This window comes from Ihubacter massiliensis, assembly GCF_024125305.1.
GTDB classification, from domain to species: Bacteria; Bacillota; Clostridia; order Peptostreptococcales; family Anaerovoracaceae; genus Hominibacterium; species Hominibacterium faecale.
In genome coordinates, this window is record NZ_JAMXVH010000001.1 from 2,725,242 (window position 1) to 2,751,801 (window position 26,560).

At 47.3% G+C, this 26,560-nt stretch carries 26 protein-coding genes and 1 pseudogene; 6 read left to right on the forward strand and 21 right to left on the reverse strand.

Features of this window, described 5'->3' with window-relative positions:
- Nucleotides 1-12: 12 nt before the first annotated feature.
- From ispE to NIA71_RS12670, 4 genes are all read right to left on the reverse strand, one after another.
- Entirely contained in the window at nt 13-939 is a 927-nt protein-coding gene (ispE, locus tag NIA71_RS12655; protein WP_253020575.1) for a 4-(cytidine 5'-diphospho)-2-C-methyl-D-erythritol kinase, read from the reverse strand.
- Nucleotides 940-983: 44 nt separating this feature from the next.
- Entirely contained in the window at nt 984-1,865 is an 882-nt protein-coding gene (locus NIA71_RS12660; RefSeq protein WP_148397929.1) for an Ig-like domain-containing protein, read from the reverse strand.
- Entirely contained in the window at nt 1,862-2,317 is a 456-nt protein-coding gene (gene tadA / locus NIA71_RS12665; protein WP_148397930.1) for a tRNA adenosine(34) deaminase TadA, read from the reverse strand. Before tadA ends, NIA71_RS12660 begins: the two co-directional genes overlap by 4 nt.
- Before the next feature lie 96 nt (nt 2,318-2,413).
- Complete coding sequence (locus tag NIA71_RS12670) at nt 2,414-3,283, reverse strand: hypothetical protein (protein WP_148397931.1); 870 nt, start codon at nt 3,281-3,283, stop codon at nt 2,414-2,416.
- A gap of 87 nt (nt 3,284-3,370) precedes the next feature.
- Here NIA71_RS12670 and NIA71_RS12675 point away from each other — a divergent pair, with 87 nt between their 5' ends.
- The gene (locus NIA71_RS12675; protein WP_148397932.1) at nt 3,371-4,012 is read left to right on the forward strand and encodes a CvpA family protein; all 642 of its coding nucleotides are present in this window, start codon (nt 3,371-3,373) and stop codon (nt 4,010-4,012) included.
- Between the two features lie 102 nt (nt 4,013-4,114).
- Here the strand turns inward: NIA71_RS12675 and srtB are convergent, their stop codons facing one another.
- The 9 genes and pseudogenes from srtB to NIA71_RS12720 all read right to left on the reverse strand — a co-directional run bounded on the left by srtB (nt 4,115) and on the right by NIA71_RS12720 (nt 12,641).
- Nucleotides 4,115-4,873, reverse strand: coding sequence for a class B sortase (gene srtB, locus NIA71_RS12680; RefSeq protein WP_148397933.1), 759 nt, complete (start codon nt 4,871-4,873; stop codon nt 4,115-4,117).
- 185 nt (nt 4,874-5,058) lie between these two features.
- Nucleotides 5,059-5,856, reverse strand: a complete 798-nt coding sequence (locus tag NIA71_RS12685) for a hypothetical protein (protein WP_253020576.1) — start codon at nt 5,854-5,856, stop codon at nt 5,059-5,061.
- Between the two features lie 301 nt (nt 5,857-6,157).
- Entirely contained in the window at nt 6,158-6,601 is a 444-nt protein-coding gene (locus tag NIA71_RS12690; RefSeq protein WP_148397935.1) for an acetolactate synthase, read from the reverse strand.
- A gap of 23 nt (nt 6,602-6,624) precedes the next feature.
- Nucleotides 6,625-7,926, reverse strand: coding sequence for a phenylacetate--CoA ligase family protein (locus tag NIA71_RS12695; protein ID WP_148397936.1), 1,302 nt, complete (start codon nt 7,924-7,926; stop codon nt 6,625-6,627).
- A 27-nt stretch (nt 7,927-7,953) separates the two neighbouring features.
- Nucleotides 7,954-8,529 carry an indolepyruvate oxidoreductase subunit beta gene (locus NIA71_RS12700; RefSeq protein WP_253020577.1) on the reverse strand — a complete coding sequence of 192 codons (576 nt, stop codon included), beginning with the start codon at nt 8,527-8,529 and terminating at the stop codon, nt 7,954-7,956.
- A gap of 2 nt (nt 8,530-8,531) precedes the next feature.
- Nucleotides 8,532-10,259: an indolepyruvate ferredoxin oxidoreductase subunit alpha gene (iorA, locus tag NIA71_RS12705; RefSeq protein WP_253020578.1), complete on the reverse strand. Its 1,728-nt coding sequence runs from the start codon at nt 10,257-10,259 to the stop codon at nt 8,532-8,534.
- A 16-nt stretch (nt 10,260-10,275) separates the two neighbouring features.
- Nucleotides 10,276-11,577 carry a phenylacetate--CoA ligase family protein gene (locus tag NIA71_RS12710; RefSeq protein WP_415270806.1) on the reverse strand — a complete coding sequence of 434 codons (1,302 nt, stop codon included), beginning with the start codon at nt 11,575-11,577 and terminating at the stop codon, nt 10,276-10,278.
- Nucleotides 11,578-11,986: 409 nt separating this feature from the next.
- Nucleotides 11,987-12,100, reverse strand: a pseudogene (locus NIA71_RS12715) (LPXTG cell wall anchor domain-containing protein); the annotation flags it as partial.
- A gap of 91 nt (nt 12,101-12,191) precedes the next feature.
- Complete coding sequence (locus NIA71_RS12720) at nt 12,192-12,641, reverse strand: hypothetical protein (RefSeq protein ID WP_148397940.1); 450 nt, start codon at nt 12,639-12,641, stop codon at nt 12,192-12,194.
- Between the two features lie 315 nt (nt 12,642-12,956).
- On the opposite strand from NIA71_RS12720, the gene NIA71_RS12725 reads away from it, so the two are divergent.
- From NIA71_RS12725 to NIA71_RS12740, 4 genes are all read left to right on the forward strand, one after another.
- The gene (locus tag NIA71_RS12725; protein ID WP_148397941.1) at nt 12,957-13,976 is read left to right on the forward strand and encodes a response regulator transcription factor; all 1,020 of its coding nucleotides are present in this window, start codon (nt 12,957-12,959) and stop codon (nt 13,974-13,976) included.
- Between the two features lie 242 nt (nt 13,977-14,218).
- Complete coding sequence (locus NIA71_RS12730; RefSeq protein ID WP_253020580.1) at nt 14,219-14,446, forward strand: hypothetical protein; 228 nt, start codon at nt 14,219-14,221, stop codon at nt 14,444-14,446.
- 262 nt (nt 14,447-14,708) lie between these two features.
- Complete coding sequence (locus NIA71_RS12735; RefSeq protein WP_148397942.1) at nt 14,709-15,992, forward strand: saccharopine dehydrogenase family protein; 1,284 nt, start codon at nt 14,709-14,711, stop codon at nt 15,990-15,992.
- Nucleotides 15,993-16,087: 95 nt separating this feature from the next.
- On the forward strand, nt 16,088-17,431 hold the full coding sequence (locus tag NIA71_RS12740) for an APC family permease (protein ID WP_148397943.1): 1,344 nt from the start codon (nt 16,088-16,090) through the stop codon (nt 17,429-17,431).
- 97 nt (nt 17,432-17,528) lie between these two features.
- On the opposite strand, the gene NIA71_RS12745 is transcribed toward NIA71_RS12740, so the two are convergent.
- The 8 genes from NIA71_RS12745 to NIA71_RS12780 all read right to left on the reverse strand — a co-directional run bounded on the left by NIA71_RS12745 (nt 17,529) and on the right by NIA71_RS12780 (nt 26,250).
- Complete coding sequence (locus tag NIA71_RS12745; protein WP_148397944.1) at nt 17,529-19,148, reverse strand: carboxylesterase/lipase family protein; 1,620 nt, start codon at nt 19,146-19,148, stop codon at nt 17,529-17,531.
- Between the two features lie 89 nt (nt 19,149-19,237).
- Entirely contained in the window at nt 19,238-20,260 is a 1,023-nt protein-coding gene (locus NIA71_RS12750; protein ID WP_148397945.1) for a helix-turn-helix transcriptional regulator, read from the reverse strand.
- 11 nt (nt 20,261-20,271) lie between these two features.
- Nucleotides 20,272-21,267 carry an NADH:flavin oxidoreductase gene (locus NIA71_RS12755; protein WP_148397946.1) on the reverse strand — a complete coding sequence of 332 codons (996 nt, stop codon included), beginning with the start codon at nt 21,265-21,267 and terminating at the stop codon, nt 20,272-20,274.
- 373 nt (nt 21,268-21,640) lie between these two features.
- Nucleotides 21,641-22,570, reverse strand: a complete 930-nt coding sequence (locus NIA71_RS12760) for a thiamine pyrophosphate-dependent enzyme (protein ID WP_148397947.1) — start codon at nt 22,568-22,570, stop codon at nt 21,641-21,643.
- A complete protein-coding gene (gene porA, locus NIA71_RS12765) occupies nt 22,570-23,757 on the reverse strand; it encodes a pyruvate ferredoxin oxidoreductase (RefSeq protein ID WP_148397948.1) in 1,188 nt (395 codons plus the stop codon). The genes NIA71_RS12760 and porA overlap by 1 nt, the downstream gene beginning before the upstream one ends.
- Nucleotides 23,757-24,062: a 4Fe-4S binding protein gene (locus NIA71_RS12770; RefSeq protein ID WP_148397949.1), complete on the reverse strand. Its 306-nt coding sequence runs from the start codon at nt 24,060-24,062 to the stop codon at nt 23,757-23,759. Before NIA71_RS12770 ends, porA begins: the two co-directional genes overlap by 1 nt.
- Entirely contained in the window at nt 24,062-24,649 is a 588-nt protein-coding gene (locus NIA71_RS12775) for a 2-oxoacid:acceptor oxidoreductase family protein (RefSeq protein WP_148397950.1), read from the reverse strand. The genes NIA71_RS12770 and NIA71_RS12775 overlap by 1 nt, the downstream gene beginning before the upstream one ends.
- Before the next feature lie 662 nt (nt 24,650-25,311).
- Nucleotides 25,312-26,250: a LysR family transcriptional regulator gene (locus tag NIA71_RS12780; protein WP_253020581.1), complete on the reverse strand. Its 939-nt coding sequence runs from the start codon at nt 26,248-26,250 to the stop codon at nt 25,312-25,314.
- 152 nt (nt 26,251-26,402) lie between these two features.
- On the opposite strand from NIA71_RS12780, the gene NIA71_RS12785 reads away from it, so the two are divergent.
- On the forward strand, nt 26,403-26,549 hold the full coding sequence (locus tag NIA71_RS12785) for a hypothetical protein (protein ID WP_253020582.1): 147 nt from the start codon (nt 26,403-26,405) through the stop codon (nt 26,547-26,549).
- Nucleotides 26,550-26,560: the final 11 nt, after the last annotated feature.

Genomic DNA, 26,560 nt, shown 5'->3' on the forward strand with positions numbered 1-26,560 from the left:
TTTCCTCTCACATTAATAGGTAGTTCTGGTCCAGAACGTTTCTTTATTATAGGCTTTCAGCTCTTCATAAGCGCGCTGCGCTTCGCCCCTGTTCCTACACAGAGCGAAGATAGTGGGACCACTTCCGCTCATTAAAACTGCCTCTTCGTTAAACAGCCTTTCAACCTTGTTCTTTGTATACATAACATTAGGATACCTTGTAAGAGTAAAATTTTCAAGTACATTGATCATATTTTTTTGAATTATTTTATAATTTTTTTCGGCAAGAGCAGCAACAAGCTCAGCTGTATTGGGACGTTCTTCAATTTTATCAAGTGCAAGTCCCTGATAGACTTCCGCAGTTGACACACCAATAGACGGTTTGGTGAGAACCAGATGGCTCTTTAGCCCGATGATTGGTTCCAAATCAGTTCCTGTTCCCCGGGCCACGGCGCAGTGTGCAGCCAAGGGATCATTGGCAAGTCCCAAATCCGGGTTTTCCTTTGCCTGCCCCATGATGGAAAAGGGAACATCCGATCCAAGTTCACTGCCCATTTCACACATATCTTTCACAGTCAAACCCAAACTCCAAAGTTGATTTAGAGCGTGAAGCACAGCAGCTCCGTTGCTGCTGCCTCCCGCCAGCCCGGCAGCCACGGGAATCCTCTTTTTTATATCGATCCGAATCTTACCGCTGCGTGCTTCTCCGTATTGGCGGATCATCAAATGCGCCGCCTTGTAAGCTAAGTTGCGGCTGTCTCTCGGCAGATAGGGTCTGTTTGTGGATACTTCGATCTCAACTCGGCCGTTTTGGTTTTCAAACCACCGCACTGCAACATCATCGTGCAGTAAAATCTGCTGCATAACCATTTCCACTTGGTGATATCCATTTTCAAGTCTTTTCTTTACGTCCAGGGAAAGATTGATTTTTCCACAGGCTTTTACTTGGATTCTCTGCATCTTCTCCTCCTCAAAAAAGAGCGGGATACCCCCGCTCTTTTTCATTATTTTTTCTTGGAATTATTTTTGTTCTTGCTGTTCTTCTGTTTTCCCGTCTGGTTCTTCGGTCTGGTTGTTCCTTTATTTGGCTGCTGGGATTTTTTCGGTTTTGCTTTTTTCGGTGCCTTATACTTTCCACCGCCTGCAGAAATCGGTCTCGGCCCCGCCACCCGCTTTTTGTTCGCTTCTTTCTCAAGCAGTTCTTTTTCTTCTTTTGCCCGCTTGGCAGCTCGTTTTGCAGCAGCCGCCGCTTCTTTTTCTTTTGTCTTCTGATCCTTTTCTACGATCTCTTCAACGGATTTACCTGTGCGCTTGGCTTCTTTATATGGATTTACCGTATCATGTTTGCCTTTTGCCGCCTTTTCCTTTTCCATCTGTTTTTTCATGCTTCTGGATGAGAAAAAGATCATGCCGACCATCATCACACCCATCATAACCATGTTTACGGTCATATTTTTGGATTGATCCAGCGTTTTAAATGAAACTTTATCTCCTTTAGCGAGCGTATCTCCGTTGGTAGCCTGAAATTCGGGATCAATGGTCAAGGTATATTCCGTGTCTCCCTGGATTTTAGCGTCTGCGCTGCTGAGAACCATCATCAGCCCGTCTTCGTCGGGGCTGTATGCCACATAGATGGGAACATCCTTGCCTTTTTCATCCACCAGTTTAACAGCTTTTTTGTTGGCCTTGCGAATATCTTTGGACTTGGGCCTTACATCCTGATTAAACCAAATCTTAATACTTGCATTTTCTACTGCGGTCCCCGTAGCTCCGTCCTTTGGGTATTGATCTTTTATCGCCAAGTCGCCTTGTCCTGCAAAACAAACGGATGCTGACATGAATACCAGCATAACGGAAAGGCATAAGATAGCGCCTATTCTTTTCATAGTTGTATTTCCTCCGACTTCTTCTTTCTCAATTGTTTAAAGAATGCTTTGAGTATGTCATGACATTCCTGCTGCATGATGCCCGTCTCAATTTCGACATAATGATTGAGCCGCGGTTCCTGCGGTATATTGAAAACAGAGCCGCATGCGCCTCCCTTGGGATCCATCGTTCCAATGTAAAGTTTTTTAATGCGGGCCCAAACAATGGCTCCCGCACACATGGCACATGGCTCAGCCGTAACATACAGATTACAGCCCAAAAGTCTCCAGCCGCCCAGCACCTGCGCTGCCTCTCGCAAGGCGATCATCTCTGCATGGGCTGTCGGATCTTTTGCTCTCTCTGTTAAATTGTGTCCGCGTCCTATGATCATGCCGTCTTTTTCAACTACGGCTCCAATGGGGACTTCACCCAGATCATAAGCGATTTGCGCCTCTTTTAAGGCTTCTAACATGTACTTCCTCATATACCCTACAATGTTACCATATTTTCTGGTTTCTATCAAGCAAAATTCGCCGTTTAACGGGAAAATCGGGAGGAAGCCGGAGGGTTATTTCTTAAATTCTTCGATTGAACCAGTCGAACGGTTGACTGCCGCAATCCAATAGCCGTAGGCCACTTGCCTATTTTTTAAGGATGCGCCTTCAGCATCGGCTTGATAACCTTCTGCACCCATGATCGGCTGCCAGAGAACAAATCCGGAATTGCCGCTGTCCGGCTGTTCTTGTTCCAAATAGCGGCCCGGTACTCCGATAAAATAGTAGTCCTTGCTCAGGCCAAAGATGAAATGTCTGTATCTGGACATGGTATATTGAGCGCCCGGGGATACCAGCGGGAATTTCCCCAAGTTGACGATCCTTCTCCAGTCAGCTCCAGTTCGGTCTTCCTTAAAAGGAATCAGCCTGTCGTAAAGTTCTTTTTTGTTTTCAATCGCTTCACAGCATTGCAGGACGTAGTGGTTATAATAGTCATTATAGGTCTCGGGCCCTTTCTTGCCTGCGGCTTCAATCTTTGCTTCCAGCGTCCCCCGAAGAATCGGATGAAGCGGCTCCCGATTATCTGTTGCCGATACTGCGACGATTATGGCAATGGTAAAGTAATCCAAGCCGTTTCCATTTCCATCTACATCTGCCGGATTAATTCGAAGATAGGTTTCACCGCGCCCTCTGCTGCTGATCATCAGGTTACCGACAATTTTATAGATTGTTTTTTCATTCTTCTTGCCGAATAAAATCAACTTATAGACATAGCTGCCTCGTTCAAAGCACCTGAGATTTTCTGCTCCTACCCGCAGGGATCCTCGATTTCCACCGGTCTCCAACTTTATGTATCCACGGATTTGTTTGTTTTTGTCCAAGGCAAAGTTCCGGTTCTGTTCATCCAGCATAATAAAGCTTTTTTTATGACTCATATACTCCATGGTCTGCGACCTCCTTGATTTTTCACTGTTTTTCTAGTAATATATGAACAGGTTTAACTGGCTATTCGAATAAAGTGGAGGTATATTTTGTTTTTAGATATCGTTGTTGCTATCATTTTGATCCTGACGATGGTTTCCGGATTCCGCAAAGGGTTTATTTATACATTTACCCATACACTGGGGTGGCTGGGGGCCATGATCGCAGCCTTCTTTTTTGCATCGCCCCTGCGGAAGTATTTGATCGATACTACCCAGCTGGACGATCAGATTTATAAAGCCTTTTATGACAAGCTTTCTCTGTCCTCCGATTCGCTAGCAGCATCATCCGACACGCTGCCCTTGATTTTGGGAAAAGGAATCGACACAGCGGCGTCGGAGGCGGCTCAGAACATTGCCGGCAGGCTGACCGAGCTGACGATGACGATTGTCTCTTTTCTGCTCATCCTGCTGGCCGTCAAATTGATTGCCTTTTTTCTGACCTTGGCCCTATCTAAAAGGCAGAACAAAGGGTTTGTCGGTTTTTTGGACGGGCTGTTGGGCCTGGCTGCCGGTATGATTCGCGGGGTCCTCTTTGTCTTTCTTTTTCTGGCGCTCTTGCTGCCGGTGGTGAATTTGGTATCGCCGGCCAGTACGCAGCTGATTCTGGATAGTCTGGACGCTTCTTATTTCAGCCGGACCCTTTATGACAGCAATTTTATCGTGCTGGTCATCGGCGATTTACTTACATAATGTGATTGTATTAGGGGCTTTATATGACAACAGCGCCGGAAGCCTGATTTCTTATATGAAATCGGTTTCCGGCGCTGATTTTTTTAATCATACGTCGCGTTGTTATTTTACCCGTTTGGCGACAACTGCGAATCTGCCCAGCTTATCCGGCACGTGATAGCTGCAAGTAGATAGGGTAATCAGCTGTTCTCCGTATTGGGCGTCCACTCCCGTGTCGTATTCAGACAGGTTTTTGACTTCCTTGACGTATTCGTTGAACTGTTTCTTTCCAGTAAGCCCTGCGTGGTTATAGTATTTGAACACGTTTTTGTTTTCCGGGTAAATCTGTGAATAAAAGGCTGCTACAATTTCGTATTCTCCTTGTCCACCCTTGTAGATAGTATCGAATTTGATGGTTTTGTGCTCCTGGTAAAAATCTTCTTCCGCAAAATCCAAAAGGTCGTGGAACATGGTTCCGTCCTTCATATTGTGGCCGTAGAGCATCCAGTTAGATGTTGGTTTAAAAATGTCGCTTTGAGCATCCATGAACGGTACGCCGGAGATGCTGTATTCTTTATCAAAATTGCGCCTCAGGTAAAATTCCGGATCGCGCTGTGTCTGCATGACCGGATAATCCATGCGGGTCCCCTCTACCGTAAGCCATCCTATAAGATCGGAATTCTTTTTATAAAGATCCACATATTTTCCGATGACAATCCCTTTGTCTGTCACCAAATCTTCTTGTTCTGTTTTCAGCTCACCCAAATCCGTAAGGGCCTTCTCTGCTCTCCACCCTGTCAGGTAGTGATTGAGGATCGCCCCCAAAGACCCTACGAACACCATCAGGGCGATTACAAAAACAATTTTTCTTCCTGTGCTCATGCTTTCCCCTTTTGCTTCTTTTCTATTCCTATTTTATCATAAAGTGATAGTGGCCGCATTGGTTTTTTATATAATCTGCCCCATTCCGGACAGCGGCGCAAAGCTGTGCCGGATGTTCATGCCCGGTAAAAATCACCGGGTTCCGATTGCTGTAGAAAATACTGTACCTCGCATAAGCGCCAGTATTATTCCAATTCACCCCATTGGCAGCCATATTTCCAACCAGTTTCCATCCAGAACCGCCCGCCGTTATAGGTGAATTTATTTTCAACAATGCCTTTTTTGGTATATTTGATCTTGGTTACACGGCCGTTTTTATAGGTTTTATAAGATAAGGTTACGGATTTCCCCGGAACTATGGTTTTCTTTTTTCCTTTTATTTGAATAATGCCTTTCGCAAACAACTGGTCGTTTGTCATGCTTTCCCATTCTTCTTGAGATAAATTCAAATATAAGTTTAACGCCTTTTGATCCTTAAAGTACCATCCATCCGATTGGAATTGCATTTTTTTGCTGCTTTTATTGGTAATTCTGACAGCTACTTTACTGGTTTTCTTTGTTTTGGAGGCCATCGCATATTCCCAGTTAGGTTCATTTGTTGGAACCGCCCATTCTATACCGCTGAATTCGCTGTATTCCTTACGGCTGCCGCTTTTTTTATAAGCTCTGACTTTATAGAAATAATTCTTGTTCTTCTTAAGCTTTTTGTTCGTCCAGGACACAGTCTTGCCGCTCTTGATGGTCTTGACCTTTTTGTATCTGCCTTTTTCCTTAGTTGCCCGATATACTTCATAGCCCTTGGCGCCCTTCACTCTTTTCCAGGTATTTTTGATGCTGGTGCCGCTGGCTGCGTAATTAACCAGCTTTGGCTTGGACAATTCTGTGTCTGCGGATGCCGTGTCGACAATCATCCCTCCTGGAACAACGGCGAATGCCATGATCATCCCAATGATCAGGGCAGCATGTTTTTTCCTACTGCTCATTTTCCTTTCCTCCTTAATAAAGAGACATCTAAGCGTTTCACCTGCGTCAATTAAATATAATTATCTCGATTATACTTGTATTTGTATTCTGTCTTAAATCCTTTAAAGTGCCTCATTTTTTGATAGCAACCCGGCAGCCTAACCTGGTCTGATTCAGATGGCAAGCCGCGGCATCCTGATAAAGTCTGGCTGCTGGTGCAAATATCGATTTCATCGATATTCCCTTTGTAATTGAAAAGGGGCGGTCGTATAAAAGGAATCATCCCTTCTCCCTCATACGACAGCCCTTTCAAGTTCTTCCTTATTTTACGTGGCTCATTTTGCTGATTTCTTCCATCTTGTACAGCTTTACATCGTGGGCCAGCAGAACGTCAATGGCTTTCTGCGGATCCTGAACTTTAAGCACGATAATTGCCGCGCCTTCCTTGGAACGGATGGTGGAATAAATATAGTCCACGCCGATCTGTTCTTTTGCCAGGATTTCCAGCACATCTGCGAATCCGCCGGGACGGTCTTCCAGCTCCACCGCGATGACTTCTGTGATACTTGCGGTAAATCCGTTTTCCTTGAGCACTTTCGTCGCTTCCTCCGGATCGTCAACAATACATCTGAGGATACCAAAGTCTACTGTATCGGCGATACAGGAAGCTTTGATATCGATTCCATCGTTGCCCAGCACTCTCGTCAGTTCCGCCAGCCTTCCAGTGGTGTTCTCCACGAACACGGACATCTGTTTAATTAACATCTTTGTTACCTCCTAACTCCACACTACAGTTTCCTTGTATCTTCAACTCTAACGGCCTTACCTTCACTTCTAGGAAGGGTTCCGGCATTGAGGAAGCGGATCTTACATCCGATTCCCAGGATGCCTCTCAATTCATGATCGACACGGCTTCTCAGGTTTTCAACAAACTTGATATCATCGATTGCCAGACCATCAGCCAGCTCTACAGCCAGTTCGAAAGTATCCTTGTTGTCCTCTCTGCCCACATACAGCTTGTAGTTCATGGTCAGCGTATCGGCAAACTGAGCGATTACAGTTTCTACCTGTGATGGGAATACATTGACTCCGCGGATAATGAGCATGTCGTCGGTACGTCCGAATACGCGGCTCATTCTCACCAGGGTTCTGCCGCATTTGCATTTTTCATGGGTCAGCGAACAGATATCTCTCGTTCTGTAGCGAACCAGCGGCATACCTTCTTTTCCGATCGTCGTAATGACCAGCTCTCCCTTTTCACCGTCCGGCAGCGGTTCCAGCGTATCCGGGTCGATGATTTCCGGGAAGAAATAGTCCTCCATGATATGCATACCATCGTTTTCGCTGCAGCTTGTGGAAACGCCAGGCCCCATGATCTCGGAAAGTCCGTAAATATCGTGGGCATGAATGCCCAGTCGTTTTTCAATTTCGTTTCTCATGCCTTCTGTCCAGGGCTCTGCTCCGAAAACACCTCCCTGAAGGGGAATTTCATCCGGCTTCAGACCCGCTTTTTCAGCTGCTTCGGCGATGGTCAGAGCATAGGACGGCGTGCAGCAAAGATGAGTGCTCTTCATATCCATCATGAACATCAGCTGTTTCTGGGTGTTGCCGCTGCTCATGGGAATAACGGTAGCGCCCATGGTTTCAGCGCCGATATGTGCTCCCAGACCGCCTGTGAACAGTCCGTATCCATAAGCAACCTGAACGACAGAGCTCTTGGTGGCTCCTGCCATTGATAAACATCTGGCTACGCATTCGCCCCACATATCCAGGTCGCTTCTCGTATAGCCGGCAATCTTGGGTTTTCCGGTGGTTCCGGAGGATGCGTGGATACGCACGATATCATCCATATCGGCCGCAAACAACCCATTGGGATAGTTGTTGGCCAGGTCCTCTTTGGTGATGAACGGCAGTTTTGTAATATCGGACAGCTGCTGGATGTCCTCCGGCTTTACGCCCTTTTCATCCATCTTCGCTCGGTACGGCTGCACATTTTTATAGACATGCGCCACGGTCTTTTTCAATCTTTCCAGCTGAATGGCCTGCATGGTTTCCCGATCAGCGCATTCGATTGCTTCATTCCAAATCATATTTCTTTCACCTCTCCATCGTATTTTCTATGCCTGATAACCCTTTTCAAAAGCGGTTTTATTCAGTTCTACAAATTTTGGTTTTACTGTTTTTTCAATCTGCCGGATCCAGGTTTCCTTAGAGAAAGGCAGCTCTTTGGCCATTGCGCCCAGCAGTACGGTGTTTACGGCTTTGATGCTGCCGCATTCCGTTGCGATGCCCAGTGCATCCAGACAAGTCACTTTGTCCGCGTTATCTTTAAGGAAATCGACGATTTCAGCAGGATACTGGGCCGCTCCCATAATAACCGGCATTGGCTTGATCTGCTGCGTATTGACAAAGATGGCGCCGCCCTGTTTCAGGTAGGGAATCCATCTATACGCCTCCAGTTCTTCAAAGGCTACGATCACATCGGCCCCGCCTTCTTCGATGAGAGGCGAACGCACTTCGTTCTCGCTGATTCTTACATGAGTCACCACGCTCCCGCCCCTCTGGGCCATGCCATGGACTTCCGCCAGCTTTACGTCATACCCTTCCTCCAGGGCGATATTTCCCAGAAGCACGCTGGCCAAAAGAGTCCCCTGGCCGCCGACTCCCACGATCAAGATATTTATGTCTTTCATCTTTATTTTACCTCCTCTTCAATGGCGTCGAACGGGCATACGCGTTTGCACAGCCCGCAGCCAACACAGCGTTCAGCTGCGATTACAGGTTTTCCATTTTCCAGTTCAATGGCAGGGCATCCAATTCCCATGCACATTTTACAGTTCTTGCACTTATCTGTAATCAGATGAGGTATATCCGGCTGCTTGACAATCAAGGCACAGGGCCGCTTGGTAATGATGACCGACAGCTCTTCTCTGGCTGTCTCTTCTTTAACAGCCTTTTCTACAGCTGGCAGGTCGAATGGATCCACTTCCACAATATGCTCTACGCCGCAGGCTTTGCAGAGCTGGGCGATATCGATGGCAGGAGCTTCCTGACCTTTGGCATTCTTTCCAGTGGAAGGGTTATCCTGATGGCCGGTCATGCCAGTGATCCGGTTATCAAGAATAATCACCGTTCCAGTCGCCTGATTATAGTTCATATTAATCAATCCGGTAACGCCGGAATGGAAGAAAGTCGAATCTCCCAGAACAGCTACCGTATCTCTGGCCGCCTCTTTACCTCTAGCCTTTTCGAATCCGTGGGCCATGGTGATGGATGCGCCCATGCACAGGCAGGCATCCATTGCTGATGTTGGCGGCAGGGAGCCCAAGGTATAACATCCAATGTCGCCCATAACGTGCTTTTTCAGTTTTCCCAATATGTAGAACAGTCCTCGATGCGGGCATCCCGCGCACATGAGCGGCGGTCTTGCCGGCGCCTCCTGTGGGGCTACATGCTCTGGCGCTTCTCCAGTAAAGGCCTCCCGGATCATGTTGGCCGAGTATTCTCCCTGAATCGTGAACATCTCCTTGCCTTTTGCCGGAATACCCATGGCGCGAATCTGTTCTTCGAAGAAGGGGTTTCCCTCTTCAATTACATAGACCTCTTCCACCTGCTTTGCAAACTCTTCAATAAGAGCTTTGGGCAGCGGGTTGATGATGCCCATTTTGAGGACGCTGGCCTGAGGCAGCGCTTCTTTTACATACTGATAGCAGATTCCGCTGGTTATGATACCGATCTTTTTATCATTCAGTTCTATGCGGTTGATTGGAAAATCTTTTGAATCTTCTTCAATCTGGTTCAGCCGCTTTTCCTGAATCACATGCAGCTTTTTGGCCATAGCCGGCATCGCTACATATTTTTGAATATTTTTTTCGTAAGGGATCAGTTCTTTTTCCTTGCGATCTTCTACGGTAACGATTCCTCTGGAGTGGGAAATCCTTGTATTGGACCTCATGAGAACCGGCGTGTCGTATTTTTCGCTCAGTTCATAAGCGTATTTCATAAAGTCTTTGCATTCCTGCGCATTAGCCGGTTCCAGTATCGGTACGCCCGCGCCTCTGCCGTGGTAGCGGGAATCCTGCTCATTCTGGCTGGAGTGGCATCCGTTGTCGTCAGCTACCAAAACCACCAGTCCGCCGGTAACACCTGTATATGCAGCAGTAAAAAACGGATCGGCTGCTACGTTAAGACCTACATGTTTCATGCAGGATAACGCTCTGGCACCGCCGATGGATGCGCCTACCGCCACTTCTGTTCCCACTTTTTCATTGGGGGCCCATTCCACATGCATTTCGTCATACTGAGCCGCAGCTTCCGTGACTTCTGTACTGGGTGTTCCCGGGTAGGAAGAAATGACTCTTACTCCCGCTTCAAAGGCCCCTCTAGCAAAGGCCTCATTTCCTAACATTATTTTCTTTTCCATGTCCAACCTCTTTACTCTATTTATTTTTTCTATGATCGATGACTCTCTTGGCTTTTCCTTCAAATCTGGGCAGTGTACCTGGAGATACCAGCGACACCTTGGCGTCAATGTTTAAAATGACCCTCAGGTTGTGCTTGATCTTGGCTCTGAGCTCTTCCAGCTTGGTGAAATCGTCCAAAAGTGAAGCATCGGAGAATTCCACTTTTACTTCGATTCGATCCATATATCCTTCGGTGGTGAGCACGATCTCGTAAAACGGCTCCACTTCCTTCATACTCATGATAACAGATTCAATCTGAGAGGGGAATACGTTGACGCCTCGAATCACCAGCATATCGTCGGTTCTTCCCTGAACTTTCGCCATGCGCATGGTCGTGCGGCCGCACTGACAGGGCTGGTCATTGAACCAGCTGATATCTCTGGTTCTATATCTAAGTACAGGAAAGGCCTGTTTTGTCAGCGTGGTGATGACGAGTTCGCCTTTTTCTCCTACAGGAAGCGGCTCCAGCGTGTTTGGATCAATAATCTCGGAAAAGTATTGATCTTCTGCGATGTGCATGCCCTGTTTTAAGTAACATTCACCCGAGTATCCCGGTCCGCCGACTTCCGAAAGGCCGTAATTTTCAGTGGCCAGAATGCCCAGCTGCTTTTCAATCTTGGCGCGCATTTCCTCGGTGTGGCCTTCTCCTCCAAAGAGAGCAAGGCGCAGCTTAATCTTGTCCTTATCAATGCCCTTTTTCTCCATTTCATCCGCCAGGTAAAGGGCGTAGGACGGGGTCGCAATCAAGATGGTGGAGCCGAAATCCTGCATGAGCATCAGCTGCCGTTCCGTGTTTCCGCTGGAAAGAGGCACAACCATGGCCCCCAGCTTTTCCATGCCGTAATGCAAGCCGAATCCGCCGGTAAAAAGCCCGTAGCCAAAGGCAATCTGAACAATATCATCGGGAGTTCCGCCTGCAGCGCAGATGACTCTAGCCATGATCTCGGACCAGTTATCTAAATCCTGTTTAGTATAGCCTACGATTTTTGGCTTTCCTGTGGTCCCGGAAGAACCGTGGATCCGGACGACGTCTCTTTTATCAACGGCAAACATGCCGAACGGATAGCTGTCTCTCAGGTCATCTGCAGTGGTAAAGGGTAGATGGCGCACATCGTCCAGCGTTTTTATGTGCTCCGGCTTTAATCCGATCTCATCAAATTTGCGTTTGTACAGGGGCACTCTGTTATAGCAGACATCCACAATTTTTTTCAGCCGCTCCAGCTGAATTTGGCGGATGGTTTCTCTGTCAGCGCACTCCATCTGTCTGTTCCAAATAATGTGTTCCATATTTTCTCTCATCTTTTTTCTTTCTTTTTCCTCAAATTTCAGGCATTCGAGCCCAATTCGCTAATAGAAATATTTTATAACATATTTCCCAAAAAATCAAACCCTTCCAGGAAGCTTATCAGATTTACACAACTTTATCGGTTTGGAAGCTGCGGGGCCGGTGCTTTTTGGTTTACCATAATGAAAACAGCTTATTTTCTTTCAAATTAGTGTAAATTTTGTGGGTTTGCAGCCTTGAAATTTTTCAATATGGAGATTTTCAATGATTTTCACACAATTAACCTCTGAACAATAAAAATTGCACTAATTTTGATTGAAGCTGCAAAATTAGTGCAATCCTAGACACCAGGCCACTTTAGATGGCTACCGTATGAAACAAATTGCTTTTCATATTTTTACTTTATTTCTTTGTACTTCTTTTTCTTCGCCCAGTTGCAATTACAGCGCCGGCAGCAGCGGCCGCCAGGATCAGCAGCGCAACATAAAGCGCCATGTTGGTATCATCTCCCGTTTTTACATCCGGGTCTGCATCAGCATCTTCCTCTGTGGTAGTTGCTGACCATTATAAGAGTTACATTTCAGTTCCTTCTCCAAAACAATCTCATTTAATTATGCTGCAAGAAGAATTCCACGCCATTATTCTCTCCCACTTTTCCCAAGTACCACTTGCCTCCATAGCGGAAAAAGAAACAAAGAATTGAATTCTTTCCATGCGTCACAGCATCAGCAGTTTCAAACTTTATGCGCTCTGACTGCTGCGGTCCGATCGAAAAATCCGCCTCCGCACAACAGTCCCAAGACCCGGCGGAACCGATCTCATCTATGTAATGCGCCTGCCTGGAAATCAGCATGTCCGAATTCCCGTGATTGTTCAGCTCCAGTTCCACATGGTCGTCCATACCTGTATCATAATGCAGCTTTGCTGTAAAATTAACTTCTGTATCCGGGTGGGGCCGCATCCCTCCTTTTTGTCCGGCCGTATCAGCAAATACCAAGCTGGATGCTACGGTCAACGTCATAAGGGCAAATAAAATACCCGCTATTTTTCTTTTCATGTTCTTCTCCTTTGTAAAAGTTACACAATCAGCATAAATAGCAGGTTCATCTTATGTATGTTTCTTTCTTGATAAAATTGTGCTCGTCTCCATTGTAGCCGATTTTCAGGAGCGCTGTCATCGTACAAATTCCATTTTTTTTCGACGATTTATCCGCGGGCATCAGCCTTTACTCTTGCGGACGGCTCAGCGGCATCCTCTTGGTTCCGGTTCATTGTTTTTTTCTTTTGACGCAGTACGGATTTTTACTGGTGGAAACCCCGCTTTGGTGCTATACTTTAATTGCTGATTGAAATAGTTATTGAGGGAGCAAGGATGATTTCAAATACAATCTTTATCACATATACCATTATGTGTTTTATCGGCCTGCAGGCCGTTACCCTGGTGATCATGATCATCAAACACAATGATTCCGGAAGCACGGAACTTCTAAAGGCTGCAAGAAATTTTGTGATCATTTCTGTAATTCTGGGGCTTTTTTATTACATTACCTATTACCGCGAACTGGTGCTGCATCAATTCACTGCCGGAATCTTTCTCCGTGCTCTTGACGCGGTGATTTTTTATGCACTAGGTCTTACTTGGGTCAAGCTGATTGATAAAATTATCGCTTCACCCAGTCCCCGCATGGACTGGTGGCGCAAATATACGGACAAAGCCTTTGCCTGCCTGATGTTTCTATCAGCGGTTATTTACATATTCCTGCTGGATGAAAATTATCGTACCCATGCGATCTGGTCGGAAGCGGTGGTTATAACCTGGGAAGTTGTCCTCGGCCTCACTGTAGTTGTGTTTACCCTTGCCTATATTTTGATCGGCTATAAAGATCTCACTGATACAGCCAGCAGGGGATACATTATTGTCATCAGTCTGCTGGTCAACTTCAATAACCTGTGGAATAACACTCTGGTTATTTCCGTATTCACTAGAGAAAGAAGCCTGAACATCAGTCTCTCCATGCTCTATGGCATCACTTCTATTCTGCTGCTGGTGATTAATTTGTTTACCGTTCTTTATTTATATAAGAAGGATTTTTCTCCTTTTTATTTTGGTAAAAAGGAACAGGTCTCCCGGGAGCTCACTGAGGAAGCATTCCTGGATTTGGTCGCGCAAAGCCGCCGTCTTACCGAGCGGGAGCGGGATGTGATGATCCTGGCTTATCAGGGGCTGACGAATCCGGACATCGCAGAAAAGTTATTTATATCCAAACATACGGTAAAGCGGCATATGCACAATATCTTTGAAAAGTTAGAAGTCGCTTCCAGAATGGAGCTGGTCCATTTGATTCAGTCCAAGGATTACAGCAAGTATCAGGATGCGTCCGGGGAAGGATGAATTAAGACAGTCTGACAGCGGTTTCGCCTTGAGATGCCGACTCGCGTTATACGAAAATAACGGCATTTGAAAACAAGTCCCGTTATTATAATACTATCTAATGTGGCTGCGTCCCGTTAAACGGGGGCAGCCTTACTTTTTTTGGGCGAAACTGTCAGAATCAAAGCCTTTCAGACGCAATTATGATACTGGGCCCTTTGGGGAGGCGTCCTCCAGGCGACCCACGCGGCCTAGGGCGGTCTATGAAAATTTTTTACAGGTTTTTAGAAAATTGCCCTCTGGAGGTTGAAAGCAGCTACAAAATCCCTGAAATTTCGTTTTTCTGTATCCTCCTGATGCCTGGTGCCAGTCACCCTGCAGCCGCCTCGCATTCCGGTAAACGTTTCCGCAAGGCCAAGGGCAGCTCCGCCATCCAGCAAAAACCCGAATCGTTTTCTGAAAAGTTTCAGAATTCAGCCAAAAAAGTTTAACTGCTGACACCAGTCTTTTCTTTTATCGCCAAAAACTTTAAGTCTATTATTAGTCCGATAATTCTGTATCTTTCGGGCCTGTTCGATTAAATCCTTGAAATTCCAACACAATAACCCATTCGGTCCATAGCGTTTTTGCTTAAATAACCCACGTGGCTAATTGTCAGAAGGTTTTGTTTTGCCATAAAATACAGTTACACTTTTAAATGTGTCCGCGCAAAGATGCGGCACAAAGCTATTATGTAAATTGGAGGAACAGAAGATGAAATTACTTATTATCGGAGCAGGCGGCGTAGGAACATCAGCGGCAAAGATCATTGAACGCAGAGGCGCAGAAGGCGACTGGGCAGAAAAAGTAGTAGTGGCTGACTACGATTTCGACAGAGCAAAGAAAGTTGCCAATGAGATTTGCGGCGGCGGAAAATTCGTCCCGGCTCAGATCAATGCCATGGACGCAGAAAGCATTAAATCGGTAGTAAAAGAACACGATGTTGACTTCGCAATGAACGCTTGCGATCCTAGAATGAACGAAACGATCTTCGACACTTGCCTGGAAGCAGGAATCGGATATCTGGACTGCGCGATGACTCTGGGAACTGAGCATCCGGAAAAGCCTTATGAGCTGGCTAACATCAAGCTGGGTGACTACCAGTTCGCGAAGCAGAAGGAATGGGAAGCTTCCGGTAAAATCGCAGTATGCGGATCCGGTGTTGAACCTGGTATGGCGGACGTATTCGCTAAATATGCACAGAAGCACCTGTTTGATACCATCGATCGTGTAGACGTAAGAGACGGCGACAACTATGGAAATACTGATTCCGACTTCGGTTTCTCCGTATGGACGACCATCGAAGAATGTCTGCAGCCGCCAGTAATCTGGGAAAAGAACGAAGAGCATCCGGAAGGCCACTGGTTCTGTACCGAGCAGTTCTCCGAGCCTGAAGTATTCAACTTCCCTGGCGGAATCGGCGACGTAGAAGTTGTTAACGTAGAACACGAAGAAGTACTGCTGGTTCCAAGAGAAATCGACTGTAACCGCGTAACCTTCAAATACGGCGTACCTGCTGACTTCAGAAGAAAGCTGCTGGTGCTGCATGAGTATGGACTGGCTGACAAGAAGACCAAGATCAAGGTCGGCGACAGTGAAATTACACCGAGAGACTTCGTATGTAAGGTAATTCCGAGCCCGGTAGACGCTACCACAACCATGACCGGAAAAGGCTGCGCAGGAACATGGGTAACAGGCTGGAAAGACGGAAAATACAGATCCATTTACCTGTATCAGATCGCAGACAATCAGGATTGCATCAAGAAGTATACAACCAACTCTGTAGTAGCACAGACAGCAGTAGGCCCAGTTATCATGATGGAACTGATCGCCAAAGGCATTTGGAGCGATGCCGGTGCATGGGGACCAGAACACTTTGATCCAGATCCATTCGTAGAAAGACTGGCTAAGTATGAATTCCCGGCTGGAATCAGAGAAATGGATTCCGAATATGCGGATATGCTCAACGAGCAGGCAATGCTGGAACAGTTAAAATAAAACTATTTCGCAAAATACGGATATTAGCAGGGCCGGCGCATTGACCCGGCTCTGCTCTTCCATTTTATCACGCTATTGAAAGGAAAATTGCTGTTATGTCACAAAAAAAGAAGATTTCCACCTTTGCCCTGGTAATGATGATCTGCGTTACCGTTGCAGGCGGTGGATTTGGGATCGAGGACCTGGTTGGTTCTGTCGGACCTGGAATGACGCTTTTAGTATTTATCCTGATTCCATTCGTTTGGTCCCTTCCTTTTGGGCTCTCTTCCGCCGAACTGTCTTCCGCATATCCTGAAGACGGCGGAATGTACACTTGGGCAAAAAATGGCCTGGGCGAAAAAGCCGGTTTTGTCAGCGGCTGGTGCTACACCATTGCCGGATTCGTTGAACCTGCAACCTTCGCCGTATTAAGCGCCAATTACATGAAAATGCTCCTTCCCATCGAAGTTAACGATTTTGTTTACTGGTGCCTGTGCGCGGCTCTCATTGTTATTTTTGCTATTATTAATGTCATCGGTATCAAACTCGTTAGTAACATGGCGACGGTTGTTACACTCCTGTGCATCATTCCATTTATCGTTCTTGTGGTTATGTCCCTCATGGATGTCAACTACAGCCCGGTAGAGCCGATGCTCCCTGAAAATATGTCCTTCCTGGAAGCCGCCGGCAACGGACTTTTGATCGGTATCTGGTTCAACACCGGATTTGAAACCATCTCCACCATGTCCGGAGATATTGAAAACGGATCGAAAAAGGTTCCAAAAGCGATTGTAATCGCCATTCCGTTTATCTCTGTAATGTATATCTTGTGGGTAATTCCTGCGCTGGCTTCCGTTGGAAACTGGCAGGATTGGTCCTCCGAAGGCCCTCTTTCCTTCGTAGAAATCGGACAGATCGTAGGCGGAGCTCCTTTGAGATGGGCGTTCGTCGCTGCAGGAAGCCTGGCCAGCATGATGATTCTCTGCGAATACATACTGGCTTACGCATATGTAATGAAATCCTTTAGTGAAAAAGGACAGTTTTTCAAGATTTTCTCCAAAGAACATAAAAAGTTCAAAACGCCTTACATGGCGATCATCATTCTCTCTGGTGTCAGCATCGTTTTATGTTCTTCCGGCAGCTTCATTGAGTTCGTAGGAATTGCCTCGATCTTATATGCGGTTCCCGTTATCATGATGTTCATCGCAAACATCAAGCTGAGAGTTAAAAATCCGGATTTGAGGCTGGACTTTAAAGTTCCGCTTCCCAACAAGGCCTATATTGTGTATTTGTGTTTTCCAATCGTCATCTACGGCGCCAGCGTGTTTACAGACAACTGGATCGTAGGATTAGGCCTGGCTGCCACCTCTATTCCAGCTTACCTCTTCTTCAAAAAGCTGTACAGAGGCGGACGCTACTGGGAAGAATGTCATAAAAACGAGGAGAAACGCTCCGCATAAAAAACATTTGTTATTTTCGCAATAAATTCTTCTGACATAAAGGAAGGGGAGGATAGCCAATCGGTTATCCTCCCTTTTCATATTTACTCACTGGCAGCTATTTAATATCATATTTGATCAGCGTCTCGATCAGCTCTCTCTGCTTGGACAGGGGATCCTTCTCTACCTTCCATTCCTCGCCGATGATCATGGTCTGCCTGGTATCGCCGTTGTACTGGGGCCAATCGGCTCCTTCGATGCTGGGATCGCCGGTCTTGGCAAAGTTGACCCAGGCCTCCTGTACTTTCGCAGCCAACTCCTTATTGGGGTTTTCGCCGGTAAAGGAAGTATCCTGCAGGTTGTTGAATACATAGGACAGTTCCACCGCGTGACAGGCTCCGTAGCGCTCGATGGCGGATGGATAGGTCCAATAATACATGTAGGTCTTGCCGCCTGCTTTGGTATGATTAGCCGCTTCAATGCATGCCGGTACGCGGAAGGCGATGTCATTGTAAAACTCTACGGTTTTCCACGGTTCTTCCTTGTCGCTCTGTAAAGAGATAAATTCGTCTACGGTCTTTCGGTCTTTTTTGCTCATTGCCTCTTTATCCCCTGCAAAACGCTCCGCCATCCAGCCCTGGAAGGCCTCATAGTTTTCCTCTTCATCCCCTACGGCCATTTCGCCGATCCAGTAGTTCCACTCATTTTTATTGGTGCCGATCATTAGATCCACATCTTTGCCCGCGCCCTTTTCATAAGCAGCATACAGTTCCTCCAGAGATTCAGGCAGTACCTTTCCGTCACGCTGGGGCATATTGGTCAGATCATTGACCGTCGTTCCTTCATCATCAATTTCTGCAGCATTGATCTTCTTTAGTTCCTCTTCGGACAGCGCCGCCAGTTCTTTCATATTCTTGGCGCCGCTTACCTCCAGAATCGTCTTGGTAAGTTCCTGGCAGTCCTCCTTGCTGTAAGTCAGAGCAGCTGATCCGCTCTCAGAAATGCAGCGCTTAAAGAGCCCCTTCGCTTCATCCATGGCCAGCATCAGAGATGTGGTTCCACCGCCTGCCGATTCACCGAAGATCGTTACATTCTCCGGGTCGCCTCCAAATTGCGCGATATTTTCTTTCACCCATTTCAGCGCCTGGACGTGATCCAGCAGGCCCAGATTGGGCGCATCCCCGTAATCGCTTCCGCCCTCAACGGAGGAAAAATCGATAAATCCCATGATTCCAATTCGATAATTGGCTGTCACCAGGATCACATCATCGTGGGCCTTAACAAAACTCTGTCCGTCATACAGCGGATCGCCGGAACCGCCCCAGCCATATGCGCCGCCATGGAAAAATACCATGACCGGTTTCTTTTCATCGCTGTTAGGCGATGCGGTCCAAACGTTGAGAGTCAGACAGTCTTCACTCTGCTCCCGCTTGGATGCTGCTTCTGAAAACCATTCGGTCTGGATCGCCGAATAACCATAATCGAAAGCATCCACATCCTCATCGCTGTCATCCGGGTCCTGCGGCGCTTTCCACCTCAAATCGCCTGTCGGCGCTTTTGCATAAGGGATCCCTTTATAGGAAGATACGCCCTCATTTACCGTACCGATCATATTGCCGTTCTGACACTTTACACCGTCCGCCGCCTCTGCCTTTTCTTTCTCCTGACTGCCGCATCCGGCGAGGAGACCAAGGCACAAAATCAGGATTGCGGCCGCGATCAAACTTTTTCTCTTCATGAAAAAACCTCCTTTCAAGGTAACATCTTGCGGTGAGTGTACTTGAATAGAGGCGGTTTTGTCTATCACCCAGGTGGGTGGTTTTTTGATTAATTCGAATATTTGGTCATTTCTTTTTCAGAATTGATGAGATGGACCAGCTCGATCCTTGTGGAAACATCCATTTTTTCAAAAATGTTGTGGATATGCTGTTTTACGGTGTTGCGGGAGATGCAGAGCTGCTGGGCAATGTCCGGATTGGATAGTCCGTCGTAAACCAGCTCCATGATCTCTCGCTCGCGGCGGGTAAGGCGATGTTTTTCCGCTGCCAAATCCAGCGGGGAGATCTGCGGCATCGTCTCTTGCTGGGCATCCGCTCCCTTTTGGGCAGGCGGGCCGGCAATATAGATGGGTGTGAAATCCGTTCGAAAAATAAAGATCAGCGTCGCCAGGCCTATGACAGCCAGCAGCGGCCCCGTAGGGTCAAAGGTATGCAGATCCCAGGCGGAAATGCCGAACTTTCCAAAATACAATTTTAAATTAACGGCAGCCTGGGACAGATCCAGCAGGATCAAGGCTGCGGAAACTACGAAAATATAAATCCTGTGCATAAGGAGGGGCACATCCCTGGCCGCTTTCCAGCAGCCGTATAGAATCAGAAGTATGGTCAGGACAATAAACAGCATTTCCACGTAAGATAGCGGCCCGGCTGCGCCGGATTGATGGATCTGGTAATAACCATCCATAAAGACGCCGGTCATGATGCAGGAAAAAACAGACCGCAGGCCCACAATGACGACCGCCGCCGCAAGGAACCGTCGGGCTGCTACCAGTTCCTCATCCAGGCTGCCAATGAGCAGCAGCCACAGCAGCATGATCCCGCATCCCACCAGATAATCCAGCAGTCTCCATCCCAGGCCCAATTCATAAACTTGCAAGACATTCTCTCTATAATAAAAAAGAAAATACAGCAGGCTGTAGAGAAAGGCGCAAGTAACAAAAGACAGTACGCAGGTGTACTGTCTTGTTCTGTGAAAAGGCCGGGATACCGCGGCCAGACCCATGGCAGCGATCCCTGCCAGACCCAAAAACACCGCGGCCATGTATCCAAAGAAAACGATATTTATATACATTTTCCTTCCCCTTATTTTCTATAAAAATTAAGCGTCCGTTCCGCCCACTGGGAATCTTTCATAACCGTTCTGCCGACCCCGATCAGATCCGCAATCTCAGCCTCCAAAAGCGCTTCCACGTCTTCCGGGTCTTTAACGCCGCCGGTGGAAATCACTGGGATAGAAACAGCATCTTTGACCGCCTTTGATTCGGCGCCAAAGTATCCCGGCTTACTGTTTTCCGGGTTGACATACCCGCACATTCCGCCGGAAATATCCAGCACGTCGATTCCAGCATCTTCGAAAATCTTTGCTGCCGCTGCCGCATCTTCCGCCTTATTGCCACCCTGCAGATAGTCACAGGCGCCCAGCCGCAGAAACAGCGGATAATCGCGCCCTACTGCCTTCCTCACCGCATCGATCACTTCCAGGTGAATGCGAATGCGGTTTTCCAGTCTGCCGCCGTATTCATCGTTTCGCAGGTTGGTCAGAGGCGAGTAAAACTGATTGAGCAGATAAGAGTGGGCCGAATGAATTTCTACGCCGTCATAGCCGGCCGCTTTTGCCCGAACAGCGGCATCTGCGAAAGCATCCACCACTCGGGCGATATCTGCCTTGGTCATCTCTTCGGGCACGCCTCCCTGCCTGGGATTCATCACAGGAGAAGGTCCTTTTAATTCCATGCCCGTCACTTCCGGCGTTGTGCAGCTTCCGGCATGGTTCATCTGCAGGACCGCTCTGGTGCCCGCTCCTTTAATGACCCGGGCCAGCTTCGCCAGTCCAGGAACGGTATCGTCCTGTGCGATGGAAACCTGTCCGGCAGAAGCCTTGCCCTGCTGCATGATATAGCAATGCTCTACAATAGCCAGGGAAAAAGCTCCGCCGCGCATCTTATCTTGGTAATAAGCCAGCGAATCATCGGTCACCTTGCCGTCGGGCGATGCTTTGGCAATGGTGATCGGCGGATAGATCAGCCTGTTCTTAAAGGTAATCTTTCCTGCTGCCAGGGGGGTATTGATAATTGCCATTTTCCGTCACTTCCTTTTATCATCGTTTCATCTCTAAATTGAACACTTCTATTATACCACGGCCCGGCTTGTTTTCGTCAACGCATTTTTGAGCTGTGCCATTTCCTTACACCTTTATTGTTTTAACTTCTTCTGGGAAAACTTTTGAAAATATTTTTCCTTTTTACGCAATCCAATGGGTTTGCGGGTTTCGATCCTGCTTCAAATGGGGATTTTGGCCGCCCAGCCAATTTTTGTAGCTGCAAACCGTTGGAATTTGCGTAAATTTTAGCAAAAAACGAAAATCTTTTCCCCAGACTCCACGACCCTAAAAAACAAAAAAGCCGACCGCCCCGCCTAACCGGAAGAGCAATCGGCCTTCATTACTTTCTAACTATTTACATCTCTTCAGCAGTTTCTCCCACTGATCATCCACGTACTCCTGTGTATTCTCAATCATCCATTCGTTTCCCGGCCGGAACATGTGCTTAAAACGGCCCTGCCTGGAAAGGAATTCTTCCACCGGCTTTTTCCGCTTAGGCTCATAGGTCAGCTTCCACTTGCCGTTCTCGATCTCGTACAGCGGCCATACGCAGGTATCTACTGCCAGCTGGCAGATTTCCGCTAGATCCTCGGCCTCATAGCGCCAGCCTCGCGGGCACGGCGAAAGGATGTTCAAAAAACACGGCCCCTTGGTGTAAATCGCTTTGTGGGACTTTTCGTGCAAATCTTTGAAGTTGCCGATAAAGGTCGTTTGGGCTGCGTAAGGGATGTTGTGGGCTGCGATGATTTCCGTCAGGTTCTTTTTGCACTGAATCTTTCCCGGGCTGACTGTTCCCACCGGGGAAGTGGTGGCATCAGCATAGCGGGGGGTTGAGGAGGATCGCTGAATCCCCGTATTCATGTACGCTTCGTTGTCATAGCACACATAGACCATGTCATGGCCCCGCTCCATGGCTCCGGACAGAGACTGGAGGCCAATATCATAGGTGCCGCCGTCGCCGCCGAAGGTGATAAACTTAAAGTTATCCTTGATCTTGCCTTTCTTTTTCAGCACTTTATAAGCAGCCTCCACGCCGCTGATGGTAGCGGCCGCGTTTTCAAAGGCTGTATGAATATAGCTGTCCGTATAGGCTGTATTGGGATAAATAAAGGTGGAAACCTCCAGACAGCTGGTAGCGTTTCCTACCACTGCTTTATCCCCCTCTTCCAGTGCCCGAAGCACGCCGCGCACCGCAACACCGGCGCCGCATCCGGCACAGAGACGGTGGCCGCCTGCCAGCCGTTCCTGTTTTTCTACTTCTTTTTTTAAATTATATGCCATTATATAAACCTCGAATCTCTCACACCAATGTAGCGATAAACATCTCCCGGATCGTCGTTGTCGTAGATCACGAACAGATCCTGATAAATATCATAAAAATCTTCCACCGTAACGTCTCTGCCGCCTAGCCCGTAAATGTAGTTGACGGCGTAGGGCTTGTTTTCCAGGTCATACAGAGAATTCCGGGCTTCGTTGAACAGCGGCCCGCCGCTGTTGGAAAAGCTCTCAGCCTTATCCATAATCGCAACCGCCTTTACCTTACACATGGCTTCTGCCAGCGGGATCCGCGGGAATGGACGGAATACTCTCAGTTTGATCAGACCCACCTTCTTGCCTTCGGCACGCAGTCTGTCCACCGCTTCCTTGCCCGTTCCGGCGCTGGAACCAATGATTACCAGAGCTACCTCCGCATCGTCCATCATGTATTCTTCAAAAAAGCCGTAGCTTCTTCCAGTTAAGTCTTCAAATTTTTCCGCCACATCGCGGATCACCGGCATGGCGTCCTTCATGGCCTGAGCCTGCTGTCTCTTGATCTCCATATAATAAGGAGAAATTCCATAAGGTCCTACGGCCAGCGGGTTCTCATGCTTGAGCAGGTAGTTTTCCGGGTTGTATTCTCCGATGAATTCTCTCACCCTTTCGTCCTCGATCAGCTCGATATTTGAAACGCCGTGGCTGGTAATAAACCCGTCCTGGCAGATCATGATCGGCAGCCGGCACGCTTCGGAAATGAGAATTCCCTGGATAAAGTTATCGTATACCTCCTGGTTGGTCTCTGCATACATCTGCAGCCATCCAGAGTCTCGTGCTCCCATGGAGTCGGAATGGTCGTTATTAATATTGATCGGGCCGGTCAGAGCTCGGTTTACAACGGCCATAGTGATGGGCAGTCTTGAGGAGGCCGCCACATAAAGAAGCTCCCACATCAAGGCCAGACCGGCTGATGAGGTGGCGGTAACTGCCCTTGCGCCGGCAGCTGATGCTCCGATGCAGGTTGACATGGCGCTATGCTCCGATTCGACTGCAATGAATTCTGTGTCCACCAATCCGTTGGCTATGTATTCGGAAAAGTATTGAGGAATTTCTGTGGATGGGGTAATGGGAAATGCCCCCATTACGTCCGGATTAATCTGTTTCATTGCCATCGCAACAGCTTCGTTGCCGGACATCCTGTCTCTGATTGCCATTATTTAACCTCCTTCACCAAATCGATCGCTTTAAACGGACATACCTTGACACAAATACCGCATCCCTTGCAGTGCAGGTAGTCAAAATCCAGGCGTTTGCCGTCTTTTACCGGAATAGAGCTGTCCGGACAGTATGGTATACACAGCATACAATGTTTGCATTTGTCCTCCAGAAACACCGGACGCATGGTGCGCCAGTCTCCGGTATTAACCAGCAGCGATGTGGCAGGTTCGTAGATTTCCGCCCCGACAGTCAGCTCCTGCCAGGTGGATTGTTCGTTGATATCCTGTGCTTTCTTGTTCATTAGCTCACCTTTACCTCTTCCATTGATTTCTTCAGGGCCTTCATATTGCCGGAAATGACATCCGGCTTGTGGGAAAATTTATGACGGAAGGATTCTTCCATGTCTTTTATGAACTGGTCCTGGTCGATGACCCGGCTCACTTTGACAGCTGCCGCCAGCATAGGCGTGTTGGGGTAATTCTTCCCCAGGGTTTCCATGGAAATTTTCTCTGCATCCACAGCGCAAATCTTACCGTCAAAGTCCGGCAGCATCTTGCGAATTTCAGCTGGGTCCTTTTTGCTGTTAATGATCAGCGCGCCTCCTTCTTTGATGCCTTTAGTAACATCCACGGTTCCCAAAAGGGTTTCATCTACGACTACTACATAGTCGGGATGATAAATATTTGAATGAACTTTACAAGGTTCATCAGTGATCCGGTTGTAAGCCGTAATGGGCGCTCCCATTCTTTCCGGGCCGTATTCCGGGAAACCCTGCACATGTTTGCCCGAGTTGAAAGCTACGTCTGCCAGCAGCAGGCACGCGGTCTTGGCGCCCTGTCCGCCTCTTCCATGCCATCTGATTTCCACGGCCTCATTTTTCTTTGTCATGTCGATTTTCCTTCCTTTCCTGGTGTCGTTGTATTAATGAACAAAGTCGGCTTGCCGCTTCATAATAGAAGCAGTCTTTGTCGATTCTTCCGGAGTATTAAAAAAGCTTTCGTCCTTGTATAAGGACGAAAGCCATAAGCTTCCGCTATACCACCTAATACAACATACTATCATACGCGTTCCTGATAACGGAGGAATACCCGTCAGGACTTACTTTGCCGTTCAGCCCTGCGACTCGGAAGTGATTTTCGGTCTACCTTCTCCTGCCTCGGGCTTCCACCGTCCCCGATTCGCTTACCATTCAAAAGTGCCTACTCTCTTCGTCAATGTCTTTATTTCTATTTAATTATCTTTGTGTATTCTAACTCATAGGATTCAGGCTGTCAATATTTTTTATATATTTTACACAAAAAAATTATTTTTTTCTTGTGTCTAATCACTACGTTTTTGCACATTTTGCCAAACCGAGTCTGCTGCATGGAGCAAAAATAACCTTTCTAATCAGTGGCATGTCGTTCTTTGCATAAGACCCCTGAAAAGCGATGACATGGGCTGCCAGGCAAGCGCCTTCCATTCCAATTATCCCGTTCTGCTTCTGGCATTACGATACCACTCCCCTTCTGAAAGGTGAAATTAAAAAAAGACATATCGATATGTAGGTATCAATATGTCTGCTTTCTCAGTTCTTTTATGACTTTGTTGACTTCTTTCAGGAAGTCAATAAGCATTTTATTGTCCTTGAGATTTTTATGATAAATGATCGAATCCCGGTACTTTCGATCTGCCGCTTTGCATGGTTTCTGCACCAGGTGGTAACGCTTGAGCAATTCGCCTGGAATGGGAGATACCCACATATAGCTGGTCTCTATATTGGATAGAATATCGAATTGGCTGCTCCTTTCATATACATAAATCTCCCGCTTGCCTTCTACTTGGGAACTGTTTTCTTTCAAATTTTCTTTTACTGACAAGTAGGGTATTGTCGTATCTCCATGTATGATCTCCGTGTATCTCCACAGATCCTCCGGGTCAAGGATTGCCTTATTTGCCATGGGATGCTTATTGGGCATGAGGACCAAATACTCAAACTCGAATACACTTCGCCATTCAATGCCTTTATTTTGGATCAGCCCGCTGAAATAATCCTCGTGAAGAACCGGATAGCGGATTATGGCGACTTCTTCCTCCCCGCCTATCACGTTCTTGATGGCGTCCATAGTTCCCGTTTCCTTAAAGTCGATATCAATCCCCTGATCCGGGGCGATATTATTAATGAAATTAGTAAACGCCTGGGTAATATAACTGGCCCGGGGCGTACAAATGCCAAAAGAAATTCGATCGGGCTTGGTCCTCTGGTAGCGTTCTTCGATCTGGTCCAACTGGTCTAGAAGTCCCTTTGCATAAACAAGGAATTCTCGGCCTTTTTTCGTTGGTTCCACGCCTTTTTCTGTACGTTTAAAAATTGTTATTCCAAGGTCGTTTTCCAGTTCCTTAATCGCTTTGCTCAGGTTGGGCTGGGCCATAAACAGATTCTCAGCCGCCTGACTGATGGACCCTGTTTTTTCCACCTCAACCGCATACTTCAGATGTACTACATTCATTACTCAAATCACACTCCCCCTCTGCATTGATAAAACAGAGCTTTTCTAATTAGTCATACATTATAGCATAGTCTGAGATAATGTATGATTATTTTATTGATTATTACCATATTTTTTAAACTTTCGGATACCCTAACCTTGAGGTGAAGAATATGAATTTAAACAGATTCAAAAATGACAACCGGGCCAACTCCTCTCTGGTCATCGATCATATGGTAGCGGAAGCGGAAAAGCAGATCGAAAAGATGACCGGTGAAAAGGTGACCCTGATCGTTCGCAGACCCGGGCGGTGGGCCTGATTAAAAAACAC

What these genes read in the sequence shown, in the direction of transcription:
- NIA71_RS12760 (WP_148397947.1), bottom strand. Translation starts at nt 22,570, where the DNA reads ATGGCATATAATTTAAAAAAAGAAGTAGAAAAACAGGAACGGCTGGCA.
- NIA71_RS12690 (WP_148397935.1), bottom strand. Translation starts at nt 6,601, where the DNA reads ATGTTAATTAAACAGATGTCCGTGTTCGTGGAGAACACCACTGGAAGG.
- iorA (WP_253020578.1), bottom strand. Translation starts at nt 10,259, where the DNA reads ATGGAAAAGAAAATAATGTTAGGAAATGAGGCCTTTGCTAGAGGGGCC.
- NIA71_RS12685 (WP_253020576.1), bottom strand. Translation starts at nt 5,856, where the DNA reads ATGAGCAGTAGGAAAAAACATGCTGCCCTGATCATTGGGATGATCATG.
- NIA71_RS12700 (WP_253020577.1), bottom strand. Translation starts at nt 8,529, where the DNA reads ATGAAAGACATAAATATCTTGATCGTGGGAGTCGGCGGCCAGGGGACT.
- NIA71_RS12775 (WP_148397950.1), bottom strand. Translation starts at nt 24,649, where the DNA reads ATGACAAAGAAAAATGAGGCCGTGGAAATCAGATGGCATGGAAGAGGC.
- ispE (WP_253020575.1), bottom strand. Translation starts at nt 939, where the DNA reads ATGCAGAGAATCCAAGTAAAAGCCTGTGGAAAAATCAATCTTTCCCTG.
- NIA71_RS12670 (WP_148397931.1), bottom strand. Translation starts at nt 3,283, where the DNA reads ATGGAGTATATGAGTCATAAAAAAAGCTTTATTATGCTGGATGAACAG.
- NIA71_RS12695 (WP_148397936.1), bottom strand. Translation starts at nt 7,926, where the DNA reads ATGATTTGGAATGAAGCAATCGAATGCGCTGATCGGGAAACCATGCAG.
- NIA71_RS12745 (WP_148397944.1), bottom strand. Translation starts at nt 19,148, where the DNA reads ATGAAGAGAAAAAGTTTGATCGCGGCCGCAATCCTGATTTTGTGCCTT.
- NIA71_RS12660 (WP_148397929.1), bottom strand. Translation starts at nt 1,865, where the DNA reads ATGAAAAGAATAGGCGCTATCTTATGCCTTTCCGTTATGCTGGTATTC.
- NIA71_RS12725 (WP_148397941.1), top strand. Translation starts at nt 12,957, where the DNA reads ATGATTTCAAATACAATCTTTATCACATATACCATTATGTGTTTTATC.
- srtB (WP_148397933.1), bottom strand. Translation starts at nt 4,873, where the DNA reads ATGAGCACAGGAAGAAAAATTGTTTTTGTAATCGCCCTGATGGTGTTC.
- NIA71_RS12780 (WP_253020581.1), bottom strand. Translation starts at nt 26,250, where the DNA reads ATGAATGTAGTACATCTGAAGTATGCGGTTGAGGTGGAAAAAACAGGG.
- NIA71_RS12720 (WP_148397940.1), bottom strand. Translation starts at nt 12,641, where the DNA reads ATGAAAAGAAAAATAGCGGGTATTTTATTTGCCCTTATGACGTTGACC.
- NIA71_RS12750 (WP_148397945.1), bottom strand. Translation starts at nt 20,260, where the DNA reads ATGTATATAAATATCGTTTTCTTTGGATACATGGCCGCGGTGTTTTTG.
- NIA71_RS12740 (WP_148397943.1), top strand. Translation starts at nt 16,088, where the DNA reads ATGTCACAAAAAAAGAAGATTTCCACCTTTGCCCTGGTAATGATGATC.
- NIA71_RS12755 (WP_148397946.1), bottom strand. Translation starts at nt 21,267, where the DNA reads ATGGCAATTATCAATACCCCCCTGGCAGCAGGAAAGATTACCTTTAAG.
- NIA71_RS12730 (WP_253020580.1), top strand. Translation starts at nt 14,219, where the DNA reads ATGAAAATTTTTTACAGGTTTTTAGAAAATTGCCCTCTGGAGGTTGAA.
- NIA71_RS12785 (WP_253020582.1), top strand. Translation starts at nt 26,403, where the DNA reads ATGAATTTAAACAGATTCAAAAATGACAACCGGGCCAACTCCTCTCTG.
- NIA71_RS12735 (WP_148397942.1), top strand. Translation starts at nt 14,709, where the DNA reads ATGAAATTACTTATTATCGGAGCAGGCGGCGTAGGAACATCAGCGGCA.
- porA (WP_148397948.1), bottom strand. Translation starts at nt 23,757, where the DNA reads ATGGCAATCAGAGACAGGATGTCCGGCAACGAAGCTGTTGCGATGGCA.
- NIA71_RS12770 (WP_148397949.1), bottom strand. Translation starts at nt 24,062, where the DNA reads ATGAACAAGAAAGCACAGGATATCAACGAACAATCCACCTGGCAGGAG.
- tadA (WP_148397930.1), bottom strand. Translation starts at nt 2,317, where the DNA reads ATGTTAGAAGCCTTAAAAGAGGCGCAAATCGCTTATGATCTGGGTGAA.